This is a genomic window from Methanococcoides orientis, from assembly GCF_021184045.1.
Classification (GTDB): domain Archaea; phylum Halobacteriota; class Methanosarcinia; order Methanosarcinales; family Methanosarcinaceae; genus Methanococcoides; species Methanococcoides orientis.
The window spans coordinates 1038795-1053064 of the sequence record NZ_CP073710.1; the positions used below are offsets into that span (position 1 = coordinate 1038795).

The 14270-nt window shown below is 43.7% G+C and carries 8 protein-coding genes, 2 tRNA genes and 4 rRNA genes; 5 read left to right on the plus strand and 9 right to left on the minus strand.

Annotated features, from left to right (window positions below):
• Positions 1-18 precede the first annotated feature (18 nt).
• From J7W08_RS05100 to J7W08_RS05120, 5 genes are all read left to right on the plus strand, one after another.
• Complete coding sequence (locus J7W08_RS05100) at positions 19-795, plus strand: hypothetical protein (RefSeq protein ID WP_233085555.1); 777 nt, start codon at positions 19-21, stop codon at positions 793-795.
• Positions 771-1073: an Sso10a family chromatin protein gene (gene sso10a, locus J7W08_RS05105; RefSeq protein WP_233085556.1), complete on the plus strand. Its 303-nt coding sequence runs from the start codon at positions 771-773 to the stop codon at positions 1071-1073. Before J7W08_RS05100 ends, sso10a begins: the two co-directional genes overlap by 25 nt.
• Positions 1074-1440: 367 nt before the next feature.
• The gene (locus J7W08_RS05110; protein WP_259370133.1) at positions 1441-1827 is read left to right on the plus strand and encodes a dihydrofolate reductase family protein; all 387 of its coding nucleotides are present in this window, start codon (positions 1441-1443) and stop codon (positions 1825-1827) included.
• Positions 1828-1869: 42 nt separating this feature from the next.
• Positions 1870-2166 (plus strand): carboxymuconolactone decarboxylase family protein, encoded by a 297-nt coding sequence (locus tag J7W08_RS05115; protein ID WP_233085557.1) that lies wholly within the window; start codon positions 1870-1872, stop codon positions 2164-2166.
• 243 nt (positions 2167-2409) lie between these two features.
• The gene (locus J7W08_RS05120) at positions 2410-5583 is read left to right on the plus strand and encodes a tetratricopeptide repeat protein (protein ID WP_233085558.1); all 3174 of its coding nucleotides are present in this window, start codon (positions 2410-2412) and stop codon (positions 5581-5583) included.
• 14 nt (positions 5584-5597) lie between these two features.
• Here the strand turns inward: J7W08_RS05120 and J7W08_RS05125 are convergent, their stop codons facing one another.
• The 9 genes from J7W08_RS05125 to J7W08_RS05165 all read right to left on the minus strand — a co-directional run bounded on the left by J7W08_RS05125 (position 5598) and on the right by J7W08_RS05165 (position 14062).
• Positions 5598-5987, minus strand: coding sequence for a DNA polymerase ligase N-terminal domain-containing protein (locus tag J7W08_RS05125; protein ID WP_233085559.1), 390 nt, complete (start codon positions 5985-5987; stop codon positions 5598-5600).
• A gap of 142 nt (positions 5988-6129) precedes the next feature.
• Entirely contained in the window at positions 6130-7392 is a 1263-nt protein-coding gene (locus J7W08_RS05130) for a diaminopimelate decarboxylase (protein WP_233085560.1), read from the minus strand.
• A 417-nt stretch (positions 7393-7809) separates the two neighbouring features.
• Entirely contained in the window at positions 7810-8100 is a 291-nt protein-coding gene (locus J7W08_RS05135) for a ferredoxin-thioredoxin reductase catalytic domain-containing protein (RefSeq protein WP_233085561.1), read from the minus strand.
• Positions 8101-8519: 419 nt separating this feature from the next.
• Positions 8520-8641 (minus strand): 5S ribosomal RNA (gene rrf / locus J7W08_RS05140).
• Positions 8642-8873: 232 nt separating this feature from the next.
• Positions 8874-8945 (minus strand) — tRNA-Cys (locus J7W08_RS05145).
• Positions 8946-9139: 194 nt separating this feature from the next.
• Positions 9140-9261, minus strand: a 5S ribosomal RNA gene (rrf, locus tag J7W08_RS05150).
• 67 nt (positions 9262-9328) lie between these two features.
• Positions 9329-12259: ribosomal RNA gene (locus J7W08_RS05155) — 23S ribosomal RNA — on the minus strand.
• Between the two features lie 144 nt (positions 12260-12403).
• Positions 12404-12476 (minus strand) — tRNA-Ala (locus J7W08_RS05160).
• A 111-nt stretch (positions 12477-12587) separates the two neighbouring features.
• Positions 12588-14062 (minus strand): 16S ribosomal RNA (locus J7W08_RS05165).
• The 16S, 23S and 5S rRNA genes sit together here with 2 tRNA genes alongside, the layout of an rRNA operon.
• Positions 14063-14270: the final 208 nt, after the last annotated feature.

Genomic DNA, 14270 nt, shown 5'->3' on the forward strand with positions numbered 1-14270 from the left:
TCTGATATAGAACCCGGCATGGCAATTGATGCTATTGATGCAATACTGACACCGAAAATACTCGAGATGTCAACAGAAATGACATCCATGTACACACTAACGGATGTTGTATTCGACCTTGTTGCATATCCTGTTATGGCCATTCTTGCACTGATGATCTATCTGGAAATTGCCAAACTTTATTCAATTAGCCAGTATGAGGGACTGAAGCATTTCAAAAATACCTTCTTTTTCTTCGGTGTTGGAAATCTTGCAATTCTTACAATGATGATCTCAATGATAATTGCAAAATTTTCATTGGAAGCCGGAACATTATTTTTTCTTTTTGTGGGAATCCCTGCACTCCTATTAGCAGGTTGTTCTTTCTGGATAGCAAATACTGAGCTACTCTATACTATAACGTGGCGGCTTTTTGATAATATTTCCACAAAAAGAAGATATAAATCAATGTTTTTCCTGGCCTTGATGATATTCGTCCTGATAGATGTAATAGCATACGGAGTTATTTCAGAATATTATGGACTTACCAGTACAATTATGTACAAAGGAAGTATATTTATACTGATTCTTCTGCTAATAAGATCTAATCTCAGGTCTTCCGGAAGAATAGGGTCAATAAAACATCCTTACTACCTCGGGCTTATAATTATATTTACACTGAACTTCCTGGGAACTTTTAGTGATGTTATATCAGAAGATACCATAGCAGGATTTATTATAAATGGACTGACGATCGTAGCTTATTTTATTATTCTTAAGGGAATTCGAAAATGGACTCGCATTCTAACAATATGAAGCCATTCCAGAAAAGAAGCCGCCTGGAGATCATAAGGGATATACTCAAAGTTATCCGCGAGTCCAACAATACGATCAGTCCAACAAAACTTCAGAGATTATCAAATCTTTCCTTCCAGATGTTCGAAGAATATGTAGGAGACCTTGAATCAAAAGGTCTGATCACTGTCAAGCCATACAAGGAAAAACGCAAGATATATTCATTGACCGATAAGGGAAGAAATTTTCTGGATAAATACGAAGATTTCGTAGCATTTCTTGCAGACTTTGGCCTATGAACAGCAGTCGATATTTTATCATTCTGATCAACGATAGCTCTTTTATTTAAGGAGAACAATATAAGACCGGGGTTATATGGCAAGGCCAAAAGTAATAATACATAATTCCATTACACTTGATGGCCCATTCAAGGACATCATAGTCGATATGAGAAAACATTATGGACCATTGCCAATCTTTGAATAAGACATCCACCTGGTAGGAGCGAACACTGTGAAGGCCGGGATCGAAATGTTTGGTGGAGTTCCACCGGAAGAGGATACAGATCTCAGGAAACCTGAAAGAGAAAGCAAGATCCAAATATGAACTCTAGTTGACTCGAAAGGTACCCTCAAAGGTTCACTTCATGTATTTCGAAGGTTCGAGCTGTGTCGTGATGCTTTCGTTCTTGTATCAGCATCAACACCAGAGGATTATCTGGAATACCTTAAAGAAAGGAATTACGACTTCATTGTAACAGGTGAAGAACACGTTGACCTCCGGGAAGCACTTGAAGTACTTAACAAAAAGTACAAGGCAAGAACAGTCCTTTTAGACAGCAGAAGCGGACTTAACGAAGCCTTGCTCGGACAGGATCTTGTGGATGAGATCAGCCTTATCATGCTGACCCTTTTGATAGGGAAAGAAGTTGATACCTTGTTTGCCAATATTGGAAAGAAGAAACCTATCGAACTTGAACTGTTAAAATGTGAGAAACTGGAGAAGGACAATGTATGGCTTATTTACAAATTAAAGCGTTCTTCTGATAAATGATAGTACACTTGTATTCGATAAAATAGACAATGGAGATTAATAATGACATTTTTAGATGAAAATTTACCAGAAGCTTCTAAAGCCTTCGCAGACATGCGTTCAGCAGTATTCAGGAATAATTCACTTGATCTGAAGGTCAAGGAACTTATAGCAGTTGCATCTTCAGTTCTCATGAGATGTGAGAAATGTGTGAAGATACATTCTGAAAGAGCAAAGGAAAACGGTGCAACAGAGGAAGAGATCGCCGAAGCTATAGCAGTAGCAATGTTCATTGCAGGTGGATCACAGTTACACTGGACGGAGGCTTATGAAGATATCTTTGACGGATCCGATGAGTAAATGAATATATAATCGAAGTAAAGAAAATCAATTTGTGGAAAAGTTTATTTGTATTGGAGCTATTACCTATGTTAGCATAACAGTTAGTGAATAGCTTCAATATTAATAAGACCTAACAAAAAAAAAGAAACCCGAATTAAACTTCGTATAAAACAGACATTTATGCCATAAAAAACGATATTATATTCTGAATACAGAAATATAATCTATTTTAAAATTAAAAATTATTTAATGGGTTAAAATATGGTGGTAAAAAGATCCATTCTAAGCTTATTGATAGTTATCCTCCTGATCTCAGGATTTAGCATTCAGGCTCAAAGTCTGAGCTTTGAGGCCAGAGCACTCAATGAAGAAGGACTAACTTTTACATTTAACGGAAGTTATGAAAAAGCATTGGCAAATTACGATATGGCCCTTGACATTGAACCTGATTATATTGAAGCTCTTGATAATAAAGCATCAACATATTATCTTCTTGGGGAGTACGATAAAGCAATAGAATGTTATGACATGATGCTGGAACTTCAACCTGATCATGTGTTAACGCTCACCAAAAAGGGTATGGCCTTTTCTGAAAAAGGTGACTACAAATCTGCTATTTCGATGTATGATCAGGCACTTGTCTCCATTGAAAAATACCTGATCAAAACCAGTGGACCAAACAATTCCAGCAGAATAGATACTGACATGCCAGCATCTGAGATGACAGATGATATGAGCTCAGAAGAAGCAGTCGTACTATATCATAAGGCAAAAGCACTGGACACTATTGGACAACATGATGAAGCAATGAACATCTATGGAAGTTTCCTTGAACTCCAGATGGAACATTCAGCTTACATCTACAAGGAAGCTATAGCTTGTGCAGAAGAAGGCAAGACTTCAAAAGCTATCGAACTATATGGTGAAGCTCTAAAGATCGATCCGGACAATTCCACCATATGGTACCACAAAGGCCAGGCATATGATAGTCTTGGAGAATATGAAAAGGCAATTGAAGCATATGAAATGGTAATCGAGTTCGATACTAAGAGCAACGATGCATGGTGGAGCAAAGCAAAAGCTCATGAGATCCTTGGTGAAACTGAACCATCAATAGCAGCTTATGAAAAAGTTGTAGAACTTGATCACCATAATATCGATGCATGGTTCAAACTTGGTGAAGCATTTGAATCAACTGAAAAATATCAGGATGCTTTAACAAGTTACGGACAGGTGATCAAGCTTGATCCGGATAATACAAGAGCTTGGCAAAAGAAAGGCATGGTACTTGAAATTCTTGGAAAATATGATGAAGCCATTGTTAGTTATGATAAAGCTTTAGGCGTAGACCCCGATACAATTGCAAAGATATATTTACAGAACCCTGCTATTTCCCGATTGAATACAAGCAAGGAAGAAAATTGCTATGATCAAACTCCAGATTTTAGCATTGAATCCACAAAAATATGGTTTGATAAAGGTTCGATCTACCTGAAACAGGGAAAATATGAAAATGCTGTCGAGAGTTTTGACAAAGCACTTGAACTTGAAACAAAGCACCCTTCTGTCTGGTACAATAAAGCGATCGCTCTTGACGAACTAGGGATGAAGAGCGAAGCTGTAGAATCATATACAGTAGCCCTGAAAAAAGATGCATCCTGTTCAGAGGCATGGTATAGGAAAGGCTTTGATCTTGATGCACTCGACAGGTATAACGAAGCTGTCTATTGCTACAGAAAAGCAGTTGAGATAGAACCGGAGTTCACTCTGGCATGGTATGCACTCGGACTTGACCTTGACCACCTCGAAAAATATGATGAAGCTATCAGAGCTTATGGAATGGTCATTGAACAGACCCCCGACTTCGTTGATGCTTATTATAGAAAAGGAAGGATCCTTGCGAAGCAGGGTCATTATTCAGAAGCAATTGAGAATTATCAAACAGCTTTAACATTTGAACCATCAAATCCAGCCATAAACACTCAGATGCATGTAGCCATCAGCAAAATGGAAAGTATCAACAGCTCTTCAAGCATTCCCACCGTTACAAATTCATTTACCGGACCGGGCTTAATTGACATGTTCAAGATCGTCGATCTGGAAAATGGATACTATGATCCAATTACTGATAATGATCTGAATTCCCTTGATGTGGATCTAATAGGTGTTGAACCTCATGCAGAGGACGCCTGGTTTGCACAGGGAAATGCACTTTTAAATTCCGAAGACTATTCATCCGCTCTAAGTTCATACAATAAAGCCATCCTCATAGATCCCAATTCCAGCAATATGTGGCTCATGAGGGGAATTACATTTGATATGCTGAAAAGACAAGTTGAAGCTATTGAAAATTACAGGATAGCAGTGGAACTTAATGCTGATAATACTGATGCATGGTCCTATCTTGCTCAGGATTATAGCAACATCGGGGATCACTATCATGCAGTTGAGTGCTATGACAATGTTCTCAGGGTAAAACCACAGGATACAACTGCATTATTCCTGAAAGCTCGCTCATATGACAAACTTGGATCTCATGAAAGTTCATTAGTTTCTTATGACCGACTTCTGGAGCTAGAACCTGATAACCTTGAAGGATTGTACTATCGCGGAGAAACATACTACAAGCTTGGAAACTACGAAGCTGCGATCCAGTCCTATGAAAAAGTACTGGAAATTGAACCGAATAATGTGGATGTCATGTTCGCACAGGCACTTGCATTTGAAGCTGCCAACAGGAAAGAAGATGCCATCGCATCCTATGACATGATATATTCCACTGAAGTTAAGGATACGTCTGTACTTTACAAGTTGGGTGAAGCATATGAGGAGTACGCCCTTTACAGAAATGCCATCAACTGTTATGATGATATACTGGCAAACACCCCTGCAGACACGAAAGCTCTTAGCATGAAAGGATTTGCGCTCTACATGACCGGGGACTACAATGGTGCTATGTACCATTATGACAAGGTACTTGAGATAGAGCCGAACAATGCCGCTGCGTGGTACAACAAAGCAACTGCTGCTTACCTTAAAAGCAGTTATGTTGCATCATCAGAATACTATGCAAAGGCACTCGAACTACAACCCAATAGCATAACTGCATGGTATAATATGGGATTTGTTGCCAACATCTTCGGGGATGTAGAAGGCGCCATCAAGTGCTATGAAAATGCATTAAGGATCGATCCGACATCGACATCTGTGCTCTACAACAAGAGGTTTGCACATTATAGAATCGGTGAATCGGTATCTGCAGAAACTGAGAAGAACAAACTGGAATCCATTGATCCGGGATTTATCGAGGCACTTGATGACAGGGGAACAAAGTTCTTCCTGCCTCAGGAGTATGACCCTACTATCAACTATGAGCTGCCTGACAGATGGTATGATGAGAACGAGAATAACACAATAAAAACTATCTCAAAGTGATGGGGAGAAAGCTCTCAACTTTTTTTCTTAAAGAAGAGCCAACTATTCTTAACCTTCCCGAAGTTCGTCTTTAACAGGACGAACTTGCCTTTCATTTTTTCACCTGAGAGACGGAAAACAATCTCCTTTTCTTTAACGACCACAGGTTCAAATCTACCATGGTCCCATATCTCGACCTTCCCAGCACCATAGCTGCCTTCAGGTATCGTTCCTTCAAAATCAGCATACTCAATTGCATGATCATTGGTCTGTATGGCAAGTCGCTTGACCCCTTCTACAATAGGAGGTTCCTTAGGGATCGCCCAGCTTTTGAGAACACCATCCATCTCCAGACGCAGATCATAGTGAAGATTTCGGGCATGGTGCTTCTGTATCACAAATATAAAAGCGTCCTTATCAGTCATCAATAATAAAAAGAGAGCTTGAACTTAATAAAGTTTCACTCCTAAACGGATTATGAGCAAAATATATTGAAAGAAAAACAAGAGCATATTTTGAAAGGCTTTCCCATTCCAAAATATGCCGGTCAGAACTAGTGTCCTTTGCTTAACTGAAATTGTCGAGACCTTCGAGGTCAAGGGTTGCAAAGTGGTCTTCGATCGTTTCTGCCCTTCTTATCTGGACAAAGCTGCCGTCCTCTCTTAAGAGAAGTTCAGCAGAGCGGAGCTTACCGTTGTAATTGAATCCCATCGCATGACCATGGGCACCGGTGTCGTGAATTGCAAGAATATCACCGCGTTCAACTTCCGGGAGCATTCTGTCGATGGCAAATTTGTCATTGTTCTCACAAAGGGAACCTGTGACATCATACTTGTGTGTTCCAGACTGGTCTTCCTTTCCAAGAACTGTTATGTGGTGGTATGCACCATAGAGACCAGGTCTCATGAGGTTTGCCATACATGCATCGGTTCCCACGTAATCCTTGTAGATGTGCTTGAGATGTCTTACCTCGGTCACAAGGTAGCCGTAAGGACCTGTGATGGTTCGGCCACATTCCAGATAGATCTTCAGCGGGTCAAGTCCATTGGCCTTGATCTTTGCATCATATTCCTCTTTAACGCCCTTTGCAATGACATCGTATGGAACAGGTTCCTGATCCGGCAGGTAAGGGATACCAATACCGCCACCAAGGTTCACGAAATCGAAGCGGATGTCAAGCTCATTTGAGATTTCGACAATAGTCTCAAAAAGTAATCTTGCAGTCTCCACAAAGTAAGATGGGTCAAGTTCATTGGATGCCACCATTGTATGCAGCCCGAAGCGCTTGACACCTTTCTCTTTGAGCATCCTGTAGCCTTCAAAGAGCTGTTCCTTTGTAAAACCGTACTTTGCCTCTTCCGGATTTCCAATGATAGCATTTCCTTTCTTTAGGGTACCGGGGTTAAATCTGAAACAAACCAGCTCAGGGAGTCCTGCTGTCTCTTCAAGGAACTCGATATGGCTGATGTCATCGAGGTTGATAATCGCACCGAGTTCTTTTGCTTTGACGAACTCTTCTGCAGGAGTGTCATTTGAGCTGAACATTATGTCCTCACCAACGATACCGGTCTTCTCAGAAAGAAGTAATTCGGGTAATGAACTGCAGTCTGCACCGAAGCCTTCGCTCTTCAGTATCTTCAGGATATATGGATTCGGTAATGCTTTGACGGCAAAGAATTCTGTGAATCCTTCGAGAATGCTGAAAGCATCCTTGAGCTTCCTTGCATTCTCCCTTATGGCCTTCTCATCATAGACATGAAAAGGAGTAGGGTACTGCTCTTTTATTTCCAGGATCTGTTTCTTTGTGAATGGAACTGTCTTTGACACCATTTTTTAAATTCTCCTAATTAGGGTTCTGGTGTACCCTAGTTACTTCAAAGTTAATACTATTTTGGGTAATTAAATTTTTTGAAATGAAGTAGGCTTAATTTGGAATCAATTTGTGTAGAATTTGATTGTATTGTTAAAGGAGTGGATGCGATACAAATAAAGGTGTCAAATTATACGCATAGAAATAAAGAATCGTTTTCCATCAGGAAATGTGAGAAAGGATGTGGCACCTTACATGAAATTAAAAATATGGAGACGAGATCATACATAACAACTGTAGACAACAATACTGACATGCTTGGTCGAACTGAAACATATTCCTACAATATTTAAGCTTAAATAAAGAAAATTGATCCTGAATTCTATAATAGCAAGCTTATGATCTCAGATCAATCAATGCTGGTTAAATTCTAATTATTATTCAGCCTTATCTTTTTTGAAGAAAAGTTCACAATGGCACATCCCATCATTTTCGATCTCTTCTTTGAGATAGATACATGGACAAATTATTTTTTTATCCTCTTCCTCATCGCCTTTTATAATCCGACATGGACAGTACCTCTTGCCGTATTCTTCTTTATTTTCAGCAAGTCCATCGATCACAGTGTCGACTATTTCCTTATCAGGATTCAGCCTGTATCCTTTCTTTTCAGCGTACCTTATACCCAATTCATATAAATGTTCTTTTAGTCTTTCATGTTCATTCATGTTTGCCCCCGGAATAGTTCTAAAGTTTCCCCAATCCTGTTAATAAATATCCATTTCAATCCCATATTGCCGATCAGAGTCTTCACCATTTTATCAACAGAATGTGGTTTGAAGTTTTCTGATCAATAGTGGTTTTTTAAGAATATCTGTATGGTTATACATCATATCAGAGAAAAGTCCCATACAAAAGATGTAAATCAAATTATCTCTACCGCTTTTTCCCAACTACGTATCTATTTTTTATTCATATTCATATTTATCATTTTGTTTTTGATCAAATATGAATCGAATAATGTTGATCCTTATTATATGATTTTATACATCCTTATCAAGTTTTGATCATGAATAAAAACATATCAAAACAGCAAACCCAAAGCTAGTGAGTTAAGATCAGTTAAACAAAAAGGGTAATAGAGTGAGCACAGCAGCGACGCAGATTTCCCGAGGACTCTCGTACCTCAGTACAGTAAGCAACGTGGGCAGGCTTATCTTCTGTGTTCGGAATGGGAACAGGAGTGGCCCTGCCGCTATGGCCGCCGTACTCTGACTCTTATTAATGGATGAAAGCCAAGATCCGAATCCAGATCAGCGCTTCTGCAGCGCGCAACCTTTGAGCTTTGCTCAAGAGGTCAGGATGCTGAATCAGACTTTACTTTTTTAACGGATGAAAGCCAAGGTCCGAATCCAGATCAGCGCTTCTGCAGCGCGCGACCTTTGAGCTTTGCTCAAGAGGTCAGGATGCTGAATCAGACTTTACTTTTTTAACGGATGAAAGCCAAGGTCCGGATTCGAACCGGAATGGAATCGCTCTGCAGGCGATTGCGTAGCCGCTCCGCCACCTTGGCATTTGAACGAATCCTAGTAGGTAATACAGGCATATAAGCCTTTACATTGCGACAATGAAGGCACAAGTCTGATGATCAGCCATCAGCTCAGTACTAACTTTAAGCAAAGCTCAAGGACTGTTGGATACTAGAAAAAGATAAAGTTACAACTCATGAGTTGTAGCAGATTGAAGAAAAGTTAAGGTAAAGAGTGAGCATAGCAGCGACGCAGATTTCCCGAGGACTCTCGTACCTCAGTACAGTAAGCAACGTGGGCAGGCTTATCTTCTGTGTTCGGAATGGGAACAGGAGTTGCCCTGCCGCTATGGCCGCCATACTCATCTCTAATACTGGAAATGATCATGTTATTATATTACATATCAGATTTCGCCTGGACAAAGCAAAACGGATGAGGCACAGATATTAGTGGCCGCGGACTGAACACCTCGTTGCCTTGGTGCGTACATCCCGACTCTATCAATCCGGTCTTTTACCGGAATCCTTAACGTAGTCTCTTTTTAGGTCAGATTTCGAGCTTAGATGCATTCAGCTCTTATTCCTTAGCGCGTAGCTGCTCGGCAGTGCCTTGTCAGACAACCGATCGACCAGTGGCGCCGTTGCTCTGTTCCTCTCGTACTAAAAGCAACTTACCCTCAGACTACAGACACCTCTAGTAGATAGTAACCGACCTGTCTCACGACGGTCTAAACCCAGCTCACGATCTCCTTTAATAGGCGAACAACCTCACCCTTGGCTGCTGCTGCACAGCCAGGATGGAAAGAACCGACATCGAGGTAGCAAGCTGCCGGGTCGATATGTGCTCTTGCCGGCAACGACTCAATTATCCCCGGGGTAACTTTTCTGTCATCTTTAGCCCGCACCAAGCGGGACATAAAGGTTCGCTAGAACCGACTTTCGTCTCGTGATCCGCTACTGTGCCGAATCACGTCAGGCTAACTTATGCTCTTGCACTCTTCAGTAGGTTTCCGACCCACTTGAGTTAACCATTGCGCGCCCTTGATATCTTTTCAAGGGCGTCCCGCCCCAGGCAAACTGCCCACCTATCGGGGTCCTCCTCTCGGAGTAAGGGGCGTAACTTTGGAAGGGTAGTGTCCCAATTGTGACTCCACCGATGCTGGCGCACCGGCTTCGACGTCTCCTACCTACACTGTACATCCAAAATCACACCCCAGCGACAGGCTGCAGTAAAGCTCCACGGGGTCTTCACTTCCCCCTAGAGGTCTCTAGACTCTGCACTAGAATGTAAGCTTCACCGGACTCTGGCTAGGGACAGTAGAACTCTCATTGATCCATTCATGCAAGTCGCCAATTAAGCGACAAGGTACTACGCTACCTTAAGAGGGTCATAGTTACCCCCGCTGTTTACAGGCCCTTCTTTCCGTTGAACCGAAGTTTCAGGTACCTGCACTGAGCAGGATTCAGAGATCGTACTAGCCCTTACGGGTTTGCGATCTCCTATGTTGATATTAGACAGTTAGAGTTCTCTGGTCACTGCGACCTGCCGTCTACACGGCAGGCACTCCTTCTCCCGAAGTTACGGAGCCAATTTGCCGAATTCCCTTAGCCAAATTTATTCCGACACGCCTTAGCCTTTTCAGCTAGGGGCACCTGTGTCAGATCTCGGTACGGACATTTAACTCCCTTTTCACGGGTTCCAGGGTGAAGCTGACTTTCGCCATAACATATTCGTCTGCTTCTCGCCATTACGGCTCTCCACAGAGTTCGATGCTTAGACGGCGCGACGGCGCCGCTCAGCCTGCCCCGAAACGTCAGTTTTATTGTTAAATGGTACAGGAATATTAACCTGTTTCCCTTTTGATGTACTCGAATTACGGTACAACTTAGGACCGACTAACCCTCGGCTGACGATCATTGCCGAGGGAACCTAGCACCTTCGGCGGTCAGGATTCTCACCTGACTATGCTGCTACTATTACCAGGATTTTCGTTTCCGCTCGGTCCACAGGACTTCACAGCCCTGCTTCTGCCCAAACGCAACGCCTTCCTACAAGATTACCTTTCGGTACTCCGTGGTATCGGTGGTCGACTTGAGCCCCGTCCATTTTCGGGGCCCCAAACCTCGACTGGTGGGCTGTTACGCACTCTTTAAAGGATAGCTGCTTCTAAGCTAACCTTCCAGCTGTCTAGGGCTTAGGACGCCCTTTAGTATTAACACTTAGTCGACACTTAGGGACCTTAACCACGGGCTGGGTTGTCTCCCTTACGGACTACAAGCTTACCCCAGTAGCCCGGACTCCAACCTTCTACGACGACGGTGGGTTCGGAGTTTGACAAGCGGCTGAGGGATTTCTCCCCCGGGACCACCAATCAGTGCTCTACTCCACCGACTATCTCCAGTTAGGTCATGCTGCGACATGTTTTGGAAGGAACCAGCTGATGCCGGGTTAGATTAGCCTTTCACTCCGAGACGCAGGTCACACGAATGATTTGCAGATCAATACCGCTTGCGGTCCTCCACGTAGCTTTCGCCACGCTTCAACCTGCCCACGCCTAGATCACCCGGCTTCGGGTCGTAACTTAGTGACTCCACGCACTTGTATACGCCGCACCTCACCCCGTGAAGGGTTGCGTGCTTGTTGCTTTCGCTTCGGCTTCCCAGATAAAAGGTTAGCCATCGCCACTTAGTTACACTCCCTGGCCCGTTCTTCAAAACGTATGATATGACATCGGCATTAGAACTCGTACTACAACCTCGCGGTTGATTCCTTCGAACTAAAGATCCTTTCATGCCATATCGCTCCATCACCATCAGGTTTCAGGCACTTTTAACCTCCCTTTTGGGGGTACTTTTCAGTTTTCGGTCACCCTACTACTTCGCTATCGGTCTCAAGACGTATTTAGTTTTGGAAGTTGGTGCCTCCCAAATTCCCGCGTGATTTCCAACACACGGTACTCAGGAACATTTCCAGTTCCTCTTTTCTTTGCTTACGTGACTTTCACACTCTACGGTCTAACGTTCCAGAAAAGTTCAGCTAAGAAAAGGTCGGAACCTTAGAAAGTTCCTACAACACCACATCTCCCTCACATTACTGGAGGGATTCAGTTTGAACTTTGCCGTGTTCATTCGCCATTACTAACGGCATCTCTTCGATTTCTCTTCCTGCCCCTACTAAGATGTTTCAATTCGGGGCGTTCCCGATCATGACTGATCAGCACAAATGTGCTAAGAGGTCTCATTAGGAAATCTCAGGTTCATAGATTCCATGCGTCTACCCTGAGCTTATCGCAGCTTGGCACGTCCTTCATCAGCGCTTGAGCCGAGCCATCCACCTGACGGCATAATTACCAGAGTCCATCTCACTTTGTCCAGTGAGCGTCTGATATGTAATATATACATGATCTCATAGTGCCCAATATCGGGGAAAGGGCACATCCATCCTTCCCAAGCAACATTACTTGCTCGGTGCACTTGATGATTGTGAATCGTAATTGATCCAATGGACTTGCTGGGATTCGAACCCAGGGCCTTCGCCTTGCAAAGGCGACGATCTTCCAACTGATCTACAAGCCCTCGCTCGCATTTTTTCCAGCGAAATCTTGTTTCATTGAAGTGGTTTGTCGAAAGTGGCAGTTTATCGATTTCTGACTGATAGCGTTGATCCGCTTTGTGCGGATCGTTGCTTAGAGGTGATCCAGCCGCAGATTCCCCTACGGCTACCTTGTTACGACTTAACCCCCCTTGCGAAATTTAGGTTCGAACACGGCACAAAATCCGTGCCCTCACCCATACCTCACTCGGGTGGTTTGACGGGCGGTGTGTGCAAGGAGCAGGGACGTATTCACCGCGCTATGTTGAAACGCGATTACTACGGATTCCAGCTTCACGAGGACGAGTTACAGTCCTCGATTCGAACTACGGCTGGGTTTAGGAGATTACCATCACCTTTCGGTGTAGGAACCCATTGTCCCAGCCATTGTAGCCCGCGTGTAGCCCGGGAGATTCGGGGCATACTGACCTACCGTAGCCCGCACCTTCCTCTGGTTTAGCACCAGCGGTCCCCACAGAGTACCCATCATCCCGAAGGACATGCTGGCAACAGTGGGCACGGGTCTCGCTCGTTGCCTGACTTAACAGGATGCTTCACAGTACGAACTGACGACGGCCATGCACCTCCTCTCAGCGATTCAGGTAAAGTCTTTAGCTTGACCTACATCTTGCTGTCGCCCTGGTGAGTTTTCCGGCGTTGAGTCCAATTAAACCGCAGGCTCCACCCGTTGTAGTGCTCCCCCGCCAATTCCTTTAAGTTTCAGCCTTGCGGCCGTACTTCCCAGGTGGTTCGCTTCACGGCTTCCCTACGGCACCAGAAACGGTCGCACCGTCCCTGACACCTAGCGAACATCGTTTACGGCTGGGACTACCCGGGTATCTAATCCGGTTCGTGCCCCCAGCTTTCGTCCCTCACCGTCGGACCCGTTCTGGTAAGACGCCTTCGCCACTGGTGGTCCCACAGGGATTACAAGATTTCACTCCTACCCCTGTAGTACCTCTTACCTCTCCCGGTCCCAAGTCTGACAGTATTCCCCGGAAGCCTAACAGTTGAGCTGTCAGATTTCCCGAAGAACTGATCAAACCGGCTACGGACCCTTTAGACCCAATAAAAGTGATTACCACTCGGGCCGCCGGTGTTACCGCGGCGGCTGGCACCGGTCTTGCCCGGCCCTTGCTAACACATGCCGTTTACACATGTGGACAGCCAACATAATATGCTGGCACTCGGTATCCCCTTATCGCGGTTTCCCGCATTGTAAAGTTTTCGCGCCTGCTGCGCCCGTAGGGCCTGGATTCATGTCTCAGAATCCATCTCTGGGCTCTTGCTCTCACAACCCATATCCGTCGTAGGCTAGTAGGTACCTTACACCCACTACTACCTGATAGACCGCAGATCCATCCTTAGGCAACCGAAGTCTTTGAACCAAAAAGCATTCCAGCATCAATGGTTTATTCGGAATTATCTCCAGTTTCCCGGAGTTATGCCGAACCTAAGGGCAGGTTATCCACGTGTTACTGAGCAGTTCGCTATGTTCACGAAGAACATTTAACTCGCATGGCTTAGTCGAATACCGATAGCAGTAACCTCTGGCAGGATCAACCAGAGTTATTTGTTAAAGCACACAAAATTTGGAAGTTAACTAAGAATTGTCGGAAAAGAACTCTTTTGTTTAATTAGAGAGTTGTTTTCTTTGCACAATAGTTGGTTAGTTCTTTTGATAGATAAAGTCACTATCAGTCAGAATTAACCGAACTGCCACTTTCAACGTCAGACCGGAAAAGCTCCGGTCTCCACTAATGATTTTGAAATGGAGG